Below are 18,905 nucleotides of genomic sequence, written 5' to 3'. Positions count from 1 at the left end.
TTGCAAATACCTTACTCCTGAATAGTGATTTAAGGCAATTCTAAGCCGTTATGGAAACTATTTGATTAACCGCGGGTTTTGCACAACACTGCCAGTAGAGACTTCTTTAACAGGATTTCATATGGCAACCACCCGACCACGAGCGGAACGCGGCGCCTTTCCGCCGGGCGCTGAGCAATATGGCCGCTCATTCTTAGGCGCATCGCTGATCTGGTTCCCGGCACCCGATGCCAATCGCGACAGCGGTTTGATCGTTGCCGGCACCCACGGGGATGAGAATTCGTCCGTCGTCACGCTCTCGTGCGCGCTGCGCACGCTCACCCCTGCACTGCGACGCCATCACGTCATTCTTGCCGTGAATCCGGACGGCTGTCAGCTTGGATTACGGGCTAATGCGAGAGGAGTCGACCTGAACCGTAATTTTCCGGCAGCAAACTGGCGCGCCGGGGAAACGGTATATCGCTGGAACAGCTCCGCCGAGGAGCGGGACGTGGTCCTGCTGACGGGAGACAAACCCGGCTCGGAGCCGGAAACGCAGGCGCTGTGCCAGCTTATCCATAAGATTCACCCTGCCTGGGTTGTCTCCTTCCACGATCCGCTGGCGTGTATTGAAGATCCGCGCCACTCCGAGCTGGGCGCCTGGCTGGCACAGGCGTTCGCCCTGCCGCTCGTCACCAGCGTTGGCTATGAAACACCCGGTTCATTCGGCAGCTGGTGCGCCGATTTGAGCTTGCCCTGTATCACCGCTGAATTCCCGCCGATCTCCTCTGACGAAGCCAGCGAAAAATACCTGAAAGCCATGATGGAGCTTCTGCGCTGGCAGCCTCAGAGATGAAGCACGCCGCTGGTGAAATCGAGCGCCGGTGAAACGTCAACCGCCAGCCACGTCGGGCCATCCAGATCGGCGAAGCGGACCTGATTGACCAGCGGCAGCGCCGCGCCGATCGCCCGGGACGTGCAGAGCATACATCCCAGCATCAGTGAAAAACCCTGCGCCTGAGCTTCCGCCGCCAGGGCCAGCGCTTCCGTCAGCCCTCCGGTCTTGTCGAGCTTAATGTTGACCATGTCATAGCTGCCCTTAAGCTCGCTCAAATTCGCGCGGGTATGGCAACTTTCATCCGCACAGACGGGCAGCGGGTGGATAAAATTCTTCAGCGTCGCATCGTCCTTCGCCGGCAGAGGCTGTTCCAGCATGGCCACGCCGAGGTCAGCCAGCAGCTGACATCGCGCGGCAAGCCCTTCGGGATGCCATGACTCGTTGGCGTCAACAATCAGCGTGGCTGAGGGAACCGCCGAGCGAATGGCGACCATCCGCTCGCTGATCAGGCGATCGTCGAGCTTCACTTTTAACAGCGTAGCCCCGGCGTCATACAGCGCTTTTGCGCTAGCTGCCATCTGCTCCGGCTCACCAATCACGACCGTTTGCGCGGTGACGACCGATTGCGGCAGCGCCACGCTCAGCAATGACGTCAGCGATTTTTGCTGCTTTGCGGCCTCAAGGTTCCAGAGCGCGCAGTCGATGGCGTTGCGCGCCGCGCCGGCGGGTAAACGCGGCTGAAGCGCCTCGCGCGTCAGCCCTTTTTGCAGCTCAGGTACCAGGGTCATGATCTGCGCCATCACTGATGCAAGACTTTCCCCATAGCGCGGGTAAGGCGTACATTCCCCGACGCCTTTAAATCCCTCTTCTTCGATTTCAACCACGACCACGCTGGCTTCACTTCGGCTGCCGCGGGAGATCACAAACGGGGTATGCAATGGCCAGGCTTCTTCATAGACCTTAACGCTTCTCATCACTGACTCCTTGCGGCCCGGAAAGGCGAAAAATTTGGTTTGCCGTGTTATCCGCTGATGGCATACACTAGCCCCGACGTTAACTATATGTAAACAGGAAGATATCTATGTCACAACTCGTTCATTTCCAGGGCAACCCGGTTGCTGTTGCAGGTTCCATTCCGCAGGCTGGCAGCAAAGCGCAGGCTTTTACTCTGGTGGCTAAAGATCTGTCTGACGTCACACTGGCTCAGTATGCGGGTAAACGCAAAGTGCTGAACATTTTCCCAAGCATTGATACCGGCGTTTGTGCTGCATCCGTGCGTAAATTCAACCAGCTGGCGACTGAAATGGACAACACCGTTGTGCTGTGCATTTCCGCTGACCTGCCGTTTGCCCAGTCCCGTTTCTGCGGTGCCGAAGGCCTGAGCAACGTCATTACCCTCTCCACCCTGCGCAGCGCGGATTTCCTCGAGAAATACGGCGTCAGCATCGCGGAAGGCCCTCTGAAAGGTCTGGCAGCACGTGCCGTACTGGTTCTTGATGAAAACGACACTGTCGTCTTCAGCGAACTGGTTAACGAAATCACCACCGAGCCGGACTACGCTGCCGCGCTGGACGTGCTGAAAGCATAATAAGTACTGAGCATTCTATACAATTAATTATCAACCTCGCCACGGCGGGGTTTTTTATTACCGCCGAGCTGAATCGTTAAAGCATAAATAATATAAAATCACATTAATTGTGTAACAAAAACCAATGTACCCAACATTAATGTGACCCTTAACACACTATTATCGTTAAAATTGCCTGTTTTTTCCTCCAGTGAAGCTCATCACATTTCCCTTTCTGTCTAAACATTAGATTTGCTTACGAAAGAAAATAATCGTTTCAGCAAAAAGGATAAAACATGAAGATCAAACTCGCTTTCACGCTCCTTGCGGTACTGGCTTCTGGCCATGCGGCGGCAAAAACCTGGGTGCTGACAAGTGCTGAAAGCAGCGTAGAAAAAGGAAACTGGAAAATTTCCAGCGATGAGCTGAATGTTAAAGATCAAACGTTCAGCATTGAGCAAAAAGTCTTACACGGCGGTAAACAGGAAGGCAGCAAAGTCATCATTATAAGCAGCAAAGACGGCCTGACCATTACTCTTAGCCCAACGCGCGGGATGAACCTTCTGCACGTTGAAGGGTTTGGCACCAGGCTGGGGTGGAACTCACCCGTCAAAGAGGTTGTGAACCCGGCTTATATCAATCTGGAAAGCCGAAACGGTCTTGGCTGGCTGGATGGTTTCAACGAGATGATGGTGCGCTGTGGCTATGAGTGGACGGGACACCCTGTCACCGCTGACGGACAGATTTATACCCTTCACGGCAAGGCCGGCAATACCCCTGTATCGCAGGTTGAGGTCGAGGTTGCAGATACCGCCCCGCATGAAATCCGCGTGCGGGGATTGATCAAAGAGAGCACGTTTAAAAAAGCGGATCTGCAAACCATGACAGAGCTACGTTACGTACCTGGAACCAACCAGTTCAGCCTGCACGATGTGCTGACAAACCATGCAGATTACCCTCATGATTACCAGATCATCTATCACAGCAACTTCGGGACGCCGATCCTCGAAGAAGGCGCACGTTTCCTTGCGCCGGCGGAGAGCGTGAGCCCGTTCAATGACTACGCCAAAGCGGGCGTTAACGACTGGCAAACCTATGCCGGGCCGACAAAAGGCTTTGATGAGATGGTCTTTAACATCAAACCGCTTGCGGACAACAACCATGAAACGATCGCGGCCGTGGTCAATAAAGCCGGCGATAAAGGCGCGTCAATCCAGTTTGATACCCGCCAGCTGCCCGTGCTGACCTTATGGAAAAATACCGACACGCTGAAGCAGGGTTATGTCACGGGTATTGAGCCAGGCACCAGCTACGCCTACCCCGTCACCATTGAGCGCGAGCAGAAGCGCGTTAAGCAGCTGCAGCCTGGCGCCAGCGCGCAGTTTGACCTGACCTATACCCTGCTTCACAGCCCGCAGCAGGTAAAAGACGTCGAAAGCCGTATTGCGTCGATTCAGGGAGAGGCAAAAACCGAAATCGTGACCACGCCTCTGGCGAAGGAATAAGCGGATAGTAAAAAAGCCTCTCTACAGAGGCTTTTTGTTATTCGTCACCCTTCTTGTGATTCAAACCGTACTCGCGGAGCTTATTCGCAATCGCGGTGTGCGAGACGCCAAGACGTTTTGCCAGCTTGCGGGTGCTGGGATAGCTGCGATACAGCTGCGTCAGTACCGAGCGCTCGAAACGGCTGGTGATGTCGTCCAGCGAACCTTCCATTGCCTCTTCGCCTACCGATACCGTCCCGGCGTCGTAATCAGGCAACAGGATATCCTGCGGACGCAGTTCATAGCCTTCGAGCTGAGTCAGCGCACGATAGACGGCGTTCTTAAGCTGACGAATGTTGCCCGGCCAGCCGTAGCGCATCAGCACCGTACCGAGATCGGCAGAAAGCTTCGGACGCGGAACCCCCTGCTCGTCGGCAAAGCGGGCCACAAACAGCTCCGTTAACGGCATGATGTCCTGCGGACAATCGCGCAGCGGGGGAATATTCAGCGTCAGGACGTTGAGGCGGTAATAGAGATCCTCGCGGAAGATCCCCTTTTGCACCAGTTCGACCAGGTTTTTCTGGGTGGCGCAAATGACCCGCACGTCCACATGCACTTCGTGATCCTCACCGACGCGGCGGAACGTTCCGTCGTTCAGGAAACGCAGCAGCTTAGCCTGCATGCGCGGCGACATTTCGCCGATCTCGTCCAGCAGCACCGAGCCACCGTTCGCCTGCTCGAAGAACCCTTTCTTGCCTTCCGGAGCATGACCAAACAGCTCGCTTTCAACGGCATCTTCCGGGATAGAGGCGCAGTTCAGCGCCAGATACGGTTTTGCCGCACGCGGGCTCGCCAGGTGCACGGCGTGCGCCAGCAGGTCTTTCCCGGTGCCGGTATCGCCGGTAATCAGCAGCGGCGCGGTCAGGCTTGCAAGCTTGCGCGCCTGGTCAACGACATGGCGCATTTTCGGGCTGACGGCAATAATCTGGCTAAAGGCGCCCACATCCTGGCTGGAAATGTTCTGCAGCTGACGGCCCATGCGTAACGTCGACCGCAGCATGATCACCGCCCCGGTCAACACGCGGGTATTCCCTTCCCCTTTCAGATAGACCGGCGTGATCTCCATCAGGAAATTCTGGCCGTTAATCACCACATGCTCGCTATGGGTGTTCTGCGGATTGCTGTCCAGCCAGCGCTGGAAGTTGAAACCGGGGATCAGCTGCGCGGCGTTGTGATTGCTCAGCTTCTCCTGGCTCTGTGCGAAAAGCTGGCAGCTCGCGTGGTTAACGCGCTCTACTTTACTTTTCAAATCCAGGGAGAGGAACGGCTCCGGCATGGCTTCCAGCAGCGCGCTCAACGCCAGGTGCTCACGCTCAGACGGCATCCAGGGAATGGTGCGTACATCCGTAACGCCAGCGATACGGCGGATTTCCGCCATCAGGCTACTGAATGTATTAAATTCAATTTCGGCAAAATTGAGGTAAATTCGCCCGACAGGATCGATCTCAATGCCACGTAAATCAATGCTACGCAAAACAAGAAGATCGAGTAATTCGCGGGTCAGACCGAGACGGTCTTCACAGAAGACTTCAAGACGCATGGGAAATTCACCGTTTTAAGCCAATAACAGTAAAATGATATGTCAGAACACGGTGATCCGGAAGATGGCTGTCAAGAAATATTGACAGCCAGCACGATTAGTGAACAAATCCTCACGGGGCAGGTTTTTTATTGAGCGTTTCTTTAAGCTGGCCGATCAGTTCACGCCTGAAATCCCCCAGCCGGGGCTTATCGCCATCGATCCAGGGCAGCGGACGACAGACTTCCATCGCTTTAATCCCCAGACGTGCGGTTAATAATCCGGCGCCGATACCCTGGGCGGCACGGGCAGAAAGACGCGCCGCAAGATCCTGCGACATCCAGTCCATTCCCACTTCGCGCACCAGCTCACTCGCACCGGCAAAGGCGATATTGAGCAGAACCAGTTTAAACAGTCTGAGCCGGCTGTAGTAACCCAGTTCTATGCCGTAAAGGTTCGCGATACGGTTGATCAGTCGCAGGTTGCGCCAGGCGATAAAGGCCATATCGACCAGCGCCAGCGGGCTGACGGCGATCATCAGCGTTGATTCCGCCGCAGAACGGCCAATCTCGCGTCGCGCCTGAGCATCCAGCACCGGCTGAACCATATGTGAATAGAGCGTCACCACTTCCCGATCGTTCTGGGTTTCATGGATGGCGGCATACCAGCGCTGAAGCGCCGGGTGCGACTGATCGATCCCGGCCTGGCTGGCCAGCTTTTCACAGAACGCACGGCCTTTACCGGTGCCGTGACTGTGGAGCAGATCCCGGGCGACGTCACGCTCATGCGCGCGCTGTCGCAGACGCCAGAGCCGACGCCACTCGGTGGCAACCGACCCGACGCCCGCCCCCACGATCAGCGCGCCCGCGGCACACCCACCCAGCGCGACCCAGTCCTGGGTTTGCCAGGCATTCATCGTCCACTGTACGCCCTGACCAATCACGCTTGCGCCAAACAGCGCCAGACCCGCGGTCACCATTTTACGCCACAGGCTACGCTTCGGACGCAACGCGGCCTCCACGGCCGCCTCCGCTGGACCGTCCTCAACGTCAGGCTCCTCCGTCAGCGCCGGGGCAAAGTTATCAGCCTGCGTGCCGCTGAACGTCTGCGCCGTTTTAAATGCCTCCTGCTGCTCTTGCTCAAGCGTTCCGGTAAAGTCTATACGCGGTTTTAACGGTTCCGTCATCGCAATTTATCTCCAATCAAAAACTCCAGCGCCGCATCCAGACGGATGTGCGGTAACGGCCGGTCGACGCTCATGACCTGCGGACGGAAGGCTTCAAACTGGAAGCCCTGGCTCTGCCAGAAGGCCGGGCCCGGCAGCCGCGCGGGCACTTCGCCCGGATATACGGTAAGCGGTTCGCCGTCGCTGAGTCGGTTTCCGCGCAATGCGGGTATTTTCTCGCCGTTGAGGTCAATCAGGCCGCTTTGCGTCGCCTGCACGGACGCGAGCCCCAGGCAATCCATGCTGATCCCTTCGAAGGCGGCGTTTTGCCAGGCGTCCTGCACCAGCTGCTGCAGCAGCGACACCATATTGGCATGCTGGTCGACCGTAACGTGATCGGCTTTTGTGGCCGCAAAGAGCAGTTTGTCGATCACCGGTGAGAACAGACGACGGAACAGCGTCCGCTGCCCGTAGTGAAAACTTTGCATCAGCTGCGTCAGCGCGAGGCGCATATCGTTGAATGCCTGCGGCCCACTGTTAAGCGGCTGCAGGCAATCCACCAGCACAATCTGGCGGTCAAAACGCAGAAAGTGGTTTTTATAGAATCCCTTGACCACTTTCTCACAGTAGTAATTGTAACGCTCGCGCAGCATTCCGGCGTTGGTGTGCCTGTCGGCCTGCGCCAGCTTCGACTCGCCAGCCCCGTCCACATCCGGCCACGGGAAGAACTGAAGCGCCGGCGCTCCCGCTAAATCACCCGGCAGAACAAAACGTCCCGGCTGAATGAAGTGCAGCCCTTCCTGCTTACACTGATGCAGATACGCCGTCCAGGCTTCGGCAATGGCCGCCAGACGGTTTTCATCGGCCGGGGCGAGCGGGTCTAAGCCTTCGCACAGCTGTCGCCATTTGGCCGACCACTCGGCGCGCTGCCCCTGCAGTAACCCGGTCATCTGCCGGGACCAGCTGAGGTAGTCCTGCGCCAGCATCGGCAGGTCGAGTAGCCATTCGCCGGGATAATCGACGATTTCAAGGTACAGGGTGGAGGTATCCTTGAAGTGGCGCATCAGGGATTCATTCGAGCGGAAACGCAGCGCAAGGCGAATTTCACTGACCCCTCGCGTCGGCGTCGGCCACGTGGGCGGATCGCCATAAAGCTGCGCCAGCCCTTCGTCATAGGTAAAACGTGGAATGCCAAAATCGCGCTGGGGGACGCGCTTAACGCCCAGCAGACGCTCTTCCCGCACCGCGCCCAGCAGCGGCAGGCGCGCCCCGGCGTGGAGGTTCAGTAGCTGGTTCACCATCGCGGTGATAAACGCCGTCTTACCGCTGCGGCTCAGCCCCGTTACCGCCAGACGCAGATGACGGTCAACGCCGCGGTTCATCAGTGAATTGAGTTCGTTTTTAAGTCGCTTCATCGCCGTCCTTCGTTGCCCGGAAGCCTTGAATGCATTGCTTCAGAATACAATAAATGGGGGCAGATCGTTGATTATCAATTCTTATTTATTGCTATTGCCGTTTTCTCTCCAGTAAGATGAACGGCATTGCTGTCAGTCCGGAGTGAGTAAGGTGTATGTCACCCACCATTTATGATATCGCACGGGTTGCGGGCGTATCGAAATCAACCGTTTCCCGCGTTCTGAATAAACAAACCAATATTTCTCCCGAAGCGCGTGAAAAAGTGCTGAAGGCGATTGACGAATTAAATTATCAACCCAACAAACTGGCCCGTGCCCTGACCTCTTCGGGTTTCGACGCCATTATGGTTATTTCGACCCGTTCAACCAAAACCACTGCCGGAAACCCTTTTTTCTCCGATGTCCTTCATGCCATTACGGCAAAAGCGGAAGAGGAAGGTTTTGATGTTATTTTGCAAACCTCAAAAAGCAGTGAAGACGATCTGCTGAAATGTGTAAGTAAAATAAAACAGAAGATGATCAAAGGGATCATTATGCTAAGTTCACCGGCAAATGAATCCTTTTTCACCACGCTGGATCCCTATGGCGTACCGGTAGTGGTCATCGGTAAAGTGGAAGGTAATTATCAGAATATATATTCTGTCGATACAGATAATTTTCATGACAGCGCGACGCTGACGGAAACCTTTATTAAAAATGGTCGCCGTAAAATTGCCTGTCTGCATGCGCCGCTTGATTATCATGTTTCGATTGATCGTCTTGCAGGCTATAAAGCCAGCCTGGAAAAGCATAACATTGCTCTTACCCCGGGCTGGATCAGGGATGGAGGATATACCCATGAGAGCGCGCTAGCGGCAGCGCTTGAATTATTATCCTCACCCACTCCGCCTGATGCGGTATTTGCTACCGATAGCATGAAGTTACTCAGCCTCTATCGCGCGGCGGATGAGTTAAATCTAATGATCCCAGAGCAGGTGGTGATAGCCGGATACAGTGACCCGATGCTGTCTCTCATTTTAACGCCAGCGCCGGGCGGGTTTGATATTCCCACCCGTAAGCTGGGCGAAGAGAGTTGCGATCTTCTTTTCAGGCGTATTGCCGGCCATCCCGCCCCGCAAAAAGTGCTTGTTGATACCCATTTTTTGTTGGCTGCCTCACTTCGCTAAAACCAGGGGCTTACTGCCCCTGGTCCGCCGTTGGTCAGAACGCATAGTTTACGCCAACACCCGCATAGTGGAAGCGGTCGCTTTCGCCTTCATCGTGGTTTTCCCACTCGTAGGCATATTCCAGCGTCATGGATAAACCATTGTTGAAATCATAGGCGTAGAGGAGACCAAGCCGGTTGAAATCATGTCCTTCACGCTCGGGATCGTCCTGCCAGTCCCAGTTAGACCAGCGGTCAAGCCCCAGGCGGGTATAAGGCGTGAGCGTGGTCTGGCCTAACGAAATGGGCAGATACGCACGAATTTCCTGCGTCGAAAATTCGCCGTTATTACGAGAACTGTCCATATTAAAACCACGTTCTAAATAGTAATTCACTTTTGCTGCAAAGGTTCCGTCGATAGTCCATGTAAAGCCCGTTTCGGTTTCGACGCGGCTGTCAGCATAGCCGGTTTTCTCGAGATCGTTGGCAAACTGATACATGGCAAACCAGCCGCCAAAACGCCAGTCGTCGGTTAATTTAATATCCCAGTCAGGCTGAACCTTATAGCGCTGCATATTTGCGCTGCCGTCTTTCGCACCGTGTTCATCTTTGAAGTGATAGCCATAATTACGGAAACCGCCGGTCAGGCCGAGTGTAAAATCTTCGGTGCCGATAAAGCGATAGCGTAATTCAAATTCAGGACGATCAAAATAGGTGCCGCGGGTCATACTGCTGTAATCAACCGGTCCTTCCTGATACATTGCCAGCGAAAGCGTCCACGCATCCCAGGTTGCATTAAACCACACGGAAGGTTCATATAATCCATCTTTATCGTCGCCCTGACCTTCGACGTTTTCAATTTCATACATTGCACCAATATTAAATTCCCACTGCTTAGCTGTTTCTGATGCTTGTGCGTAGCTAACCCCTGCGCACAGAACGAGCGCAGCACTTTTTAGTAGAGTACTCATTAAATATTCCCTTTATAAGTAACAAACAAAAAAACCGGAAATTTTCATTTCCGGCGAACACCTTTCTTATCTAATAGCCGCTTCGGTTTCAGCGTCGAAAAAATGGCACTTATTCATATCGAACTGAATGCCGATATTATCCCCTGCGGCATAATCATTCGCGGCTCCAGCGCGAACAACCAGCTCATGCCCGCCAACGGTGGCATAGAGCATGAACTCCGCGCCAGTCAATTCGGCTACGCTGACTTTCGCAGCAATGTCGTCATCACGGTGCTGAAGCGTCAGAATATCTTCCGGGCGGATCCCAAAGACCACGGCTTTACGCTGATATCCCGCGTTATTGAGCGCCGCGAGCGTCTCTTCCGGGATCGCCAGGCGCAGCGTTTCCGTCACGAAATAACGATCGTCCAGCGCGCCGCGAATAAAGTTCATGGCAGGTGAGCCAATGAAACCTGCAACAAACATATTCGCCGGTTCGTTATAAACCTGCTTCGGTGCCCCCACCTGCTGAATAATGCCATCCTTAAGGATAACGATGCGGGTAGCCATCGTCATCGCTTCCGTCTGATCGTGGGTCACGTAAATCATCGTGGTATTGAGCTTCTGATGCAGCTTGCTGATTTCAGCCCTCATCTGCACGCGAAGCTTGGCATCAAGGTTGGATAACGGCTCATCCATCAGGAAGACGCCCGCTTCGCGCACGATCGCCCTGCCTAACGCCACGCGCTGGCGCTGACCGCCCGACAACGCACCCGGCTTACGCTTGAGATATTCACGTAAACCGAGGATCTGGGCCGCCCAGTTAACGCGTTCCTCAATCACCGCGGGCGCAATTTTTTGCATTTTCAGGCCAAACGCCATGTTGTCGTAGACCGTCATGTGCGGATAAAGCGCATAGTTCTGGAATACCATGGCAATGTCGCGAGACTTGGCTGGCACGTCGTTCATGCAAACGCCGTCAATGACCAGTTCACCGGCGGAGATCTCTTCCAGCCCCGCAATCATGCGCAGCGTCGTCGATTTGCCGCAGCCTGACGGACCGACGAAAACGATGAACTCTTTGTCCTCAATGTCGAGATTGAAATCCTTAACCACGTGGACCTGGTTATCATAGATTTTCTGAATATGTTTCAGTGACAGTTGGGCCATTTTTAATTCCTTAACAATACGCCCGGGAGGCCCAGAAATCGGTCAGGCATTTCCAGGTCAGTTCCCGCGTTGAATGAAGTTGTAATCCCGCATGGTTCAGGCCAGTTCCAATCCCAACCGATAGCATTCCCGCGGCGTTGATCGCCTCAACGCCGGCGGGGGCATCTTCAATACCCATGGCCGCTTCAGGACGCACATTCAGACCTGCGCAGGCTGCGAGGAAGATCTCCGGGTCTGGTTTCGAACAGACAATAAGTGAGGCATCGGCGCAAAAATCAAAAGCGTTCTGAATACCCAGCGCATGCAATATGCCGGGCGCATTCAGGGAAACGGAGGCGAGCCCGATTTTGACCTTCGCCGCACGTATTTCCGCCAGTACGTCGCGGATGCCGGGAAGCAGAGAGTCCTGCGTCAACGACGCCAGAGACTGGACGTAAAGCGTATTTTTTTTACTCGCAAGCGCCAGACACTGTTTGTCGCTAAACGCCCCCTCTTTTCCACCCTGTCGCAGGATCCGTTGTAAAGATTCCATGCGGCTAATTCCCTTCAGTTCCTCGTTGAAGGCCTCATCGATGGAAATGCCAATCTCCTGCGCCACGGTACGCCAGGCAAGAAAGTGCAAATGCGCGGTATCGGTGATCACGCCATCAAGATCGAATACAACGGCTTCAGGCTTCATGGCTGGCCTCCGTGGTAGCGGTCCCATTAAAAGATGCAAGAAATTCCTTACGCGTCAGTACCTGCCGCGCCGATATGTACACTGTTTTACCCCACAGGGTTAACGTGACGGGCGCGGTGGTATCGATGGTTAAAACGTCATTTTCAAACGTGACGTGCAGTCGTGCGTTCTGCCAGCGCAACGGAAAAGCAAGTCTTCGCCAGTGGGCTGGTAATTTCGGTGCAAGATGCAGTTCCCCTTCCATAATCTGCATACCAGCAAATCCCTGAATGACGCCGGACCAGATCGCGCCGGTGGCTGCGGCATGAATACCGTCATCACTGCTGTGAGGATCGTCCCCCAGATCGATAGCGACACCATCACGCCAGAAGGCATAGGCTCCTTCGATATCACCACAGCGGGCAGTCACAATGCCGTGAATGGCCTTGCTCAACGAAGAGTCATGGATCGTACGGGGCTCGTAGAACGCGAGATTGGCAACACATTGTTGCGACGTAAACCGCTCTGGCAACAGGTAGTTAAGCATCACCACATCAGCCTGTTTTAGAATCTGCATCTCGTTCACTTCCGCGCGGGAATAGTCGAGCAGAATGGTCTGCTTACCCGCTTTCTCTTTATAGCGACTCAAATCAATGGCTGGTTTCGCCATGAAGGTGTCATCCTGTGGTATCACGCCGTCTGAATTGGCCTCCGGCAGCCACAAGCGCGTCAGGAACCGTGTGGCATTTTGCGTAAAACCTTCATCCTCGCGCCCAAACATCGCCATAAACTGGTGAGCGCAGGCAACGTTATGCCAGGCAAGATAGTTGGTATAGGCGTTATTGTTGACGTGCTCGGTGTATTCGTCCGGTCCAATCACGTCATGGATTTCCAGACGACCATTGATATCCGTTACGCGCCCCATCCAGAAGGCGGCGGTTTCCATCAGCAACGTCAGACCTTCATTGCGCATAAAGGCCTCATCGTGCGTTGCCTGCCAGTAAGCGACGACGGCCCAGGCAATGTCCGCCACGATATGATGTTCAGCCAGCGCGGACGCCACCTTCTGGCGCGTGCCCGTTCGGATGTTAATGGCGGCAAACTCCGGCGTCTCCTCCTGACCGCTCGCAGCACTTTCCCACGGGAATAGCGCACCAGGCCAGCCGTTGCGACGGGCTTTTTCCCGCGCCCCGTGCAGGTTGATCCAGCGATAACGCAGCAGGCTACGGGCGATCTGGGGACGCGTGAAGAGATGGAAAGGCAGCAGAAAAATTTCGGTATCCCAGAAGACGTGGCCTTTATACCCCTCTCCCGTCAGCCCTTTGGCGGCGATACTGCTTCGCTCATCATGGGCTGGCGTCATGGTGGTCAGATGCCAGACGGCATAATCCAGCGCGATCTGATCCTGGCGTTCCGCTGACGTCACTTCCACCCGAGCGTCAAGCCAGAACTCTTTCCAGGCATACGACGAGCTCTCAAGCAACGCATCGTAGCCCCGTGCCGCACAGACTTTGAGATCGGCCAGCGCGTCGCGAGCGAAAGACTCCTGCGACAGGGTTTTATCACTGCGATGCGTAACCCAGACGATTTTCTCGAGCGTGACAGTGTCACACTGCGCCACCGTCAGCGAATGATGAACGCTGAGACGACGATTTTTAGCGGTGAAACAGCTGTCGCTCTTCGTTGAGAGCTGGCAAAACGCCGACACAGCAACATCAGAGACGTTGTCCTGCGTTTCATACACGCCCTGCATGTAATGCTGGTCGAACACTCTGACCGACATTTCATCCAGATGCTGCCTGCCGCTATTGGTTTGCGTTGCGTCAATGCCGGTTTTCAGTACTACATGAGACGCGGCATCAAGAGGCGTGACCGAAAGCTGCATTGCCGCTAACGGCAACTGGTCCAGCGAGACAAAACGACGACTCTCCAGCCGATAGCGTTTCCCGTTGGGCGCGCGCCAGAGGACGCTGCGACAGAGTTCGCCATTGGCAAACGCCAGCTCGCGCTGCCACTCAAGGATTTCGCCTGACAGGAGCGTGAAATTGACGCCATCCAGCTCAACATCAATACCGGTAATATCTGGCAGGTTAATCAGTTCAGTGGTCTCGTTACGACCCGCCTGATGATAAAGACCCGCAAGATACATGCCTCGGGTTTGCCGGGTGTAATCTTCTTCGTGCGCAGCGCGGATCCCCATGTAGCCGTTACCGCAGGCCATGATGGAGGCGTATTTATTCAGGCTGTGTGGACAAAAGCCCGGATCGGTTAAGACAGACACGTTTAGCATAACGTCACGCTTTCCCCTGTTTCTGCTGATTCATACAGCGCGGCGACAAGCTGCTGGATAACCAGCCCCTGCTCTGCATCAGCAATCATGACGGGCTCTCCCTGCACATGCCGTACAAAGGCATCCATACTGCGCAGATGACGCTGGTCATCTGCTTCTTCACGCTGCATGAGGGTGACTAAAAGACCGGCTTCGTCGTTGTAGATGTGCGCCGGAAACAGCGTGGCACCCGCCTTTTCACCGCAGAATGCGACGTTCATGATCGATTGCTCACGAATATTGAGCGCAAACGACGTGTCCAGACGCAGAATGCTGCCGTTGCAAAATTCAATGGTGCCAAACAGGGCATCTTCAACGGTAAACTGAGCGGGATCCCACGCGCCAAACTGGCCGCTGCTTTTACGGTTTCCCAGCCTCTGGAAGCTATGCGCCGTCACCCTTTTTACCGCCGGGAACCCCAGGACGTACATCGCGGCATCAAGCATATGAATGCCGATATCAATCAGCGGTCCTCCGCCCTGTAACGATTTGTTGGTGAAGACGCCCCAGCCCGGAACCCCGCAGCGCCGAAGCGCCTGGGCCGTGGTGAAATAAATTTCTCCCAGCGCGCCGTTCATCACGGCCTCACGCAGCAATTGCGTATCAAGTGCGAAACGATGGTGAAAATCATACGCCAGCACTTTTCCCGCCTTGCGCGCGGCGTTGCGCATCCGTTCGGCCTCTTGCGGGGTCATCGCCGGCGGTTTTTCGCACATCACGTGGCAGCCGGCTTCCAGCGCTGCCATAACGTGTTCAAAATGAAACCGGTTAGGCGAACAGACGCTCACCACATCCGGCTTAACCGCCCCGAGCATCTCTCGCACGTCATGCCATGCAGAAGGGATGGCATGACGTTCCGCAAACGCCTGTGCCTGTTCTGGGTGGCTATCCATGACAGCCACCATCTGAACATCACCGCGCGTGGCGTAGTACGAGGCATGGACTTTTTCCGCGACCTGCCCGGCGCCAATTATGGCGACGCGCAGTAGCGAAGGTGTTGAAGGACTCATCGCGCTTGCCATCCTTAGCATTCACGTAAATAAGTCAGTGAATCCCGGTAAGCCTGAGCCGGATCATCGGCGCGTACACGGCACTCGTAAACCAGATAGCCCTGGTAACGATCCGCGCGCAGCTGATCGAACAGGCTGGCAAAGTCCAGGCTACCGCTTCCCGGCTGATAGCGATGATTATCGGCAATGTGGACGTGGCCAAGCAGATCCCGGTTGCGATGCAGCGCCTCCGTCAGCGAATCTTCTTCGATATTCATATGGTAAAAGTCGCCGATAATCTTTACGTGCTTCAACGCATTCTCTTCGATATAGCGACGCGCGTCCGCCAGGGTGTTGATCATGTGATCCTGGTAGCGGTTCAGCGGTTCAAGATAGACGGTCGTTCCGGTGCGCGCTGCCACCTCATCCAACCAGCGTAGAGAAGCACTCACCGCTTTGCGGTCGCCTTCAAGGCTGCGTGGAGAGATCATCGGCGGCAGGCGGAAGGTAAACATCCCCCACGCGGCAGGCACAATAATGCCCTTTCCACCCACTTCGGCTAGTGCTTCCAGAATACGTTCAATCTGCGCTAAACCGTTCAGCCGACGTTCTTCAATAAAGTCGCCAATCCAGCCATCATATCCGCCGCAGGCCGTCGTCACCGGCAGCCCCGTGGCGTGGATAGCCGCTTTCACTTCATCGAGGTTCTCAACCAGCAGTTTGCCGTCAATTTCATAGCCATCAAATCCCATCGCTTTGATGTACTGGAACTTCTCCAGAATCGAGGTTGGGAAAAAGGCCTGGTTTTGGGTTGCGATTTTCATTGTTGCTCTCCTTAGCTTAAAAAGTGACGCCCATTTTGATACTGAGTTCCGGATGCTGATCGACATACGTCATGTAGCTTTCCGGGCTGGTGGTGAAGGTCACGACCGGGTCGATCAGATCTTCGCAATTCAGATAACCGTTCATCAGCAGTTCCCAGCAGGTCTCTTCAATACGTTTGCGGTTCCAGCGTGGATAATCCGGATTGGGTTCGCTGCAGGCGCGCGAGAAGACAATCTTCGCGTTATTGAAATGCGCTTCGCGACCGAGATTGAAGCCTTCTGCGAACGGTTTCGCGAAGGCGACGTAGGAGATGGTACCGCCGTAGGCGAGTCCGCGCAGCGCGGACTGCAGGGCATCGGCAAAGCCGCTGGTTTCAATGATGACGTCCGCCCCCTGCTTCCCGGTCAGCGCTTTGATTTCCAGACCGACATCAGTACCGATCGGATTAAGACAGTGGTCTGCCCCGTGACGACGGGCAATCTCGCAACGATGTGCGATAGGATCGACGCCGATGACGACTGACGCGCCGGCTTTTTTCGCCAGTTGGATCGCGATCTGTCCAATCGCCCCAAGCCCCACCACCACCACAAAATCGCCTACCCGCACGTTAACATCGCGTACGCCGCTCATCGCAAACTGCGCCGGATCGTAGCAGACGGCATTTTTCCAGGAGGCACCCTGCGGCATTTTGCGCAGCTTGTAGTTGTTAACGGCATTCACGATAACCGTCTCCTGCAGAGGTGCGTAGCAGCAGACGCGATCGCCGATCTGATATTCAGTGACGTCATCACCGCACTCGATAATGTCGCCAACAATCATATTGCCCAGCTGGAACTTACCGAATTCTATCCCGCGCGGCGAGCCCTCTTCACGCGGGGTAAACATCTGCCACTCCGCGTTGAATTCTTCATCGATAAACGGACTGGCCGCACGAAAATCCACCACTTCAGTTCCGTGTTTTGGTGCGCCAAAGCGCGCACGAATTTTCACTTCATGTACTGCAACCGGACGATCTTCATATTCCACCAGCGCCGCCACACGAGGCGCTGTTGCAACTAACTTTTTCATGACTTGCTCCTGGTAAAAAATATTGGCCGCCTCAGCCCTTAACGCCGCCGGCGGTCAAACCACTTTTAATAAAACGTTCAGACAGGGCGTACATGATGACCACCGGAAGCGCCGTCACCAGCGATGCCGCCATCATGCGACCCCAGATATAATCTGGCGTGCTAAAGAGCGTGTTCAGCCCAACCGGCAGCGTGAAATTGCTGGTGCTGGACAGGAAAATGGACGCAAACAGGTAGTCGTTCCACGCCACCATAAAGCAGTAGACAAACACCGATACGAGGCCGGAAATCGCCAGCGGCACGGTGATGCGAAAGATGATTTGCAGACGGTTGAGGCCGTCCATCATCGCGGCTTCTTCAATCTCGTCCGGGATGGTGTCGAAATAACTGCGCAGCATGAACACCGCTGTCGGTAACGTCTGGGTCACCATGGTGATAATCAGCGCCAACTCGGTGTCGTAGATCCCCAGAGCAGTGATGATTTTGAACAGCGGTACCACCAGCAATATCCCGGAGAACATGTAGACGGTGTAAAAACTCGCATTGATCGTCGTGCGGCCCTTAAAACGCAGCCTGGATAAGGCGTAAGCCCCCAGCGTGCCGAGAAACACGGCAATCACCGATGAGGTCATCGACACCACCATGCTGTTTCTGAAATAGTCCACAAACGGGAAAATCAGCGGGTTAAAAATGTCGACGTAATGCTGCAGCGTCCACTCCTGCGGTAGTATGGTCGGGTGAAGCGATATCGCCTCTTTCGCGCTCTTTAAGGACGTCATTAACATCACGAAGAACGGGAACAGCGTGATGACCAGAAACACCGCCAGCCCCAGATAAAAACCAATACGACTCAGCACGCGTTTATTTGTTGCCATTGAGGTTTACCCTTTTTCTGGTCAGCAGAATCACCGCGAAGATGATCACGAACAGCACGACGGAGATAGCCGCTGCCTTACCCAAATCGTTGAAAGCGAAGGCAGTTTTGTAAAGATAGACGCCTAAAATATCGACCTTGGTCGTCAGCAGGTAGACATCCGCAAACATGTAGAACATCCAGATAGTGCGCAGCGTGACCACCGTTGCCAGCACCGGCATAATCGCGGGCAGCGTGACGATGCGAAAACGCTGCCAGGCATTTGCTCCGTCCATTTCCGCGGCTTCATACAGCGATTTATCAATGGTCTGCAAAATCGCCAGGAACGAAATGAAGGCGTACGGGAAGTAACGCCAGATGGCGAACAGCACCACCAGCACAAAGCTGCTGCCAGGATTGTCGAACCACAGTGGGGCCTGGTCATACAGATGCAGCACATCAACGCCCAGATAGTTCACGATGCCGTAGCCGTTGTTGAACATGTATTTCCAGGCAAATACCAGCGAAATGGATGGGGTGACATAGGACAAAATCACCAGCGAACGCGCCGTTTTTCGCAGACGAAACTCCCGGTTAAAGAAGATGGCAACGGCCAGCCCCAGCACCGTGCTACCCATCACGACCAGTGCCGTGTACCAGAAGGTCATCCACAGCGAGTGCCAGAATGCCGCATCACTGAGAATGCGAATGTAATTGTCGAGCCCGACAAATACAGCGCTAATGCGCGGGTTAAGCGGCAAGCGTAAAAAACTGATTTCGATATTGGAAATCATTGGCCAGGCCACCAGGCCCCCCAGCAAAATCAAGCTGGGGGCCAACAGCAGCATGGCGAAAGGCATATCTGAACGACCAGAAAACAACGTCTTCATAAT

At 54.9% G+C, this 18,905-nt stretch carries 17 protein-coding genes; 4 read left to right on the top strand and 13 right to left on the bottom strand.

What is annotated here, in order from left to right:
- The first annotated feature begins 121 nt into the window (after window positions 1–121).
- Window positions 122–835: a murein tripeptide amidase MpaA gene (gene mpaA, locus M2433_RS01590; RefSeq protein WP_429052386.1), complete on the top strand. Its 714-nt coding sequence runs from the start codon at window positions 122–124 to the stop codon at window positions 833–835.
- Here mpaA and ycjG read toward each other — a convergent pair.
- Entirely contained in the window at window positions 826–1,791 is a 966-nt protein-coding gene (gene ycjG / locus M2433_RS01585; protein WP_429052384.1) for an L-Ala-D/L-Glu epimerase, read from the bottom strand. The two genes, mpaA and ycjG, sit on opposite strands and share 10 nt — an antisense overlap.
- Window positions 1,792–1,898: 107 nt before the next feature.
- Between ycjG and tpx the strand changes: the two genes are divergently transcribed.
- Both tpx and M2433_RS01575 read left to right on the top strand, forming a co-directional pair.
- A complete protein-coding gene (gene tpx / locus M2433_RS01580; protein WP_429052382.1) occupies window positions 1,899–2,405 on the top strand; it encodes a thiol peroxidase in 507 nt (168 codons plus the stop codon).
- A 275-nt stretch (window positions 2,406–2,680) separates the two neighbouring features.
- Window positions 2,681–3,889, top strand: a complete 1,209-nt coding sequence (locus tag M2433_RS01575) for an aldose 1-epimerase family protein (protein WP_429052381.1) — start codon at window positions 2,681–2,683, stop codon at window positions 3,887–3,889.
- Window positions 3,890–3,926: 37 nt separating this feature from the next.
- On the opposite strand, the gene tyrR is transcribed toward M2433_RS01575, so the two are convergent.
- From tyrR to M2433_RS01560, 3 genes are all read right to left on the bottom strand, one after another.
- Window positions 3,927–5,468, bottom strand: a complete 1,542-nt coding sequence (gene tyrR, locus M2433_RS01570) for a transcriptional regulator TyrR (RefSeq protein ID WP_059309903.1) — start codon at window positions 5,466–5,468, stop codon at window positions 3,927–3,929.
- A 112-nt stretch (window positions 5,469–5,580) separates the two neighbouring features.
- On the bottom strand, window positions 5,581–6,633 hold the full coding sequence (locus tag M2433_RS01565; RefSeq protein ID WP_429052379.1) for a TIGR01620 family protein: 1,053 nt from the start codon (window positions 6,631–6,633) through the stop codon (window positions 5,581–5,583).
- Window positions 6,630–8,027, bottom strand: a complete 1,398-nt coding sequence (locus M2433_RS01560) for a YcjX family protein (RefSeq protein WP_429052378.1) — start codon at window positions 8,025–8,027, stop codon at window positions 6,630–6,632. The genes M2433_RS01565 and M2433_RS01560 overlap by 4 nt, the downstream gene beginning before the upstream one ends.
- 155 nt (window positions 8,028–8,182) lie before the next feature.
- On the opposite strand from M2433_RS01560, the gene M2433_RS01555 reads away from it, so the two are divergent.
- A complete protein-coding gene (locus tag M2433_RS01555) occupies window positions 8,183–9,193 on the top strand; it encodes a LacI family DNA-binding transcriptional regulator (RefSeq protein WP_429052377.1) in 1,011 nt (336 codons plus the stop codon).
- 34 nt (window positions 9,194–9,227) lie between these two features.
- On the opposite strand, the gene M2433_RS01550 is transcribed toward M2433_RS01555, so the two are convergent.
- The 9 genes from M2433_RS01550 to M2433_RS01510 all read right to left on the bottom strand — a co-directional run bounded on the left by M2433_RS01550 (window position 9,228) and on the right by M2433_RS01510 (window position 18,902).
- The gene (locus M2433_RS01550; RefSeq protein WP_429052376.1) at window positions 9,228–10,142 is read right to left on the bottom strand and encodes an OmpG family monomeric porin; all 915 of its coding nucleotides are present in this window, start codon (window positions 10,140–10,142) and stop codon (window positions 9,228–9,230) included.
- A gap of 66 nt (window positions 10,143–10,208) precedes the next feature.
- The gene (locus M2433_RS01545) at window positions 10,209–11,291 is read right to left on the bottom strand and encodes an ABC transporter ATP-binding protein (protein ID WP_429052373.1); all 1,083 of its coding nucleotides are present in this window, start codon (window positions 11,289–11,291) and stop codon (window positions 10,209–10,211) included.
- 10 nt (window positions 11,292–11,301) lie between these two features.
- A complete protein-coding gene (gene pgmB / locus M2433_RS01540; RefSeq protein ID WP_429052372.1) occupies window positions 11,302–11,970 on the bottom strand; it encodes a beta-phosphoglucomutase in 669 nt (222 codons plus the stop codon).
- Window positions 11,960–14,239, bottom strand: coding sequence for a glycoside hydrolase family 65 protein (locus M2433_RS01535; protein WP_429052370.1), 2,280 nt, complete (start codon window positions 14,237–14,239; stop codon window positions 11,960–11,962). The genes pgmB and M2433_RS01535 overlap by 11 nt, the downstream gene beginning before the upstream one ends.
- Window positions 14,233–15,300, bottom strand: coding sequence for a Gfo/Idh/MocA family protein (locus M2433_RS01530; protein ID WP_429052369.1), 1,068 nt, complete (start codon window positions 15,298–15,300; stop codon window positions 14,233–14,235). The genes M2433_RS01535 and M2433_RS01530 overlap by 7 nt, the downstream gene beginning before the upstream one ends.
- A gap of 2 nt (window positions 15,301–15,302) precedes the next feature.
- The gene (locus M2433_RS01525) at window positions 15,303–16,091 is read right to left on the bottom strand and encodes a sugar phosphate isomerase/epimerase family protein (protein WP_429052367.1); all 789 of its coding nucleotides are present in this window, start codon (window positions 16,089–16,091) and stop codon (window positions 15,303–15,305) included.
- A gap of 16 nt (window positions 16,092–16,107) precedes the next feature.
- The gene (locus M2433_RS01520) at window positions 16,108–17,160 is read right to left on the bottom strand and encodes a zinc-dependent alcohol dehydrogenase (protein ID WP_429052366.1); all 1,053 of its coding nucleotides are present in this window, start codon (window positions 17,158–17,160) and stop codon (window positions 16,108–16,110) included.
- Window positions 17,161–17,191: 31 nt separating this feature from the next.
- On the bottom strand, window positions 17,192–18,034 hold the full coding sequence (locus tag M2433_RS01515) for a carbohydrate ABC transporter permease (RefSeq protein WP_429052365.1): 843 nt from the start codon (window positions 18,032–18,034) through the stop codon (window positions 17,192–17,194).
- Entirely contained in the window at window positions 18,021–18,902 is an 882-nt protein-coding gene (locus M2433_RS01510) for a carbohydrate ABC transporter permease (RefSeq protein ID WP_429052364.1), read from the bottom strand. The genes M2433_RS01515 and M2433_RS01510 overlap by 14 nt, the downstream gene beginning before the upstream one ends.
- Between the last annotated feature and the right edge of the window lie 3 nt (window positions 18,903–18,905).

This window comes from Enterobacter sp. AC1 (genome assembly GCF_050434705.1).
GTDB classification, from domain to species: domain Bacteria; phylum Pseudomonadota; class Gammaproteobacteria; order Enterobacterales; family Enterobacteriaceae; genus Enterobacter; species Enterobacter cloacae_L.
Note: the sequence above shows the minus strand (reverse complement) of the source record. Positions and strands in the feature narration are given on the sequence as shown.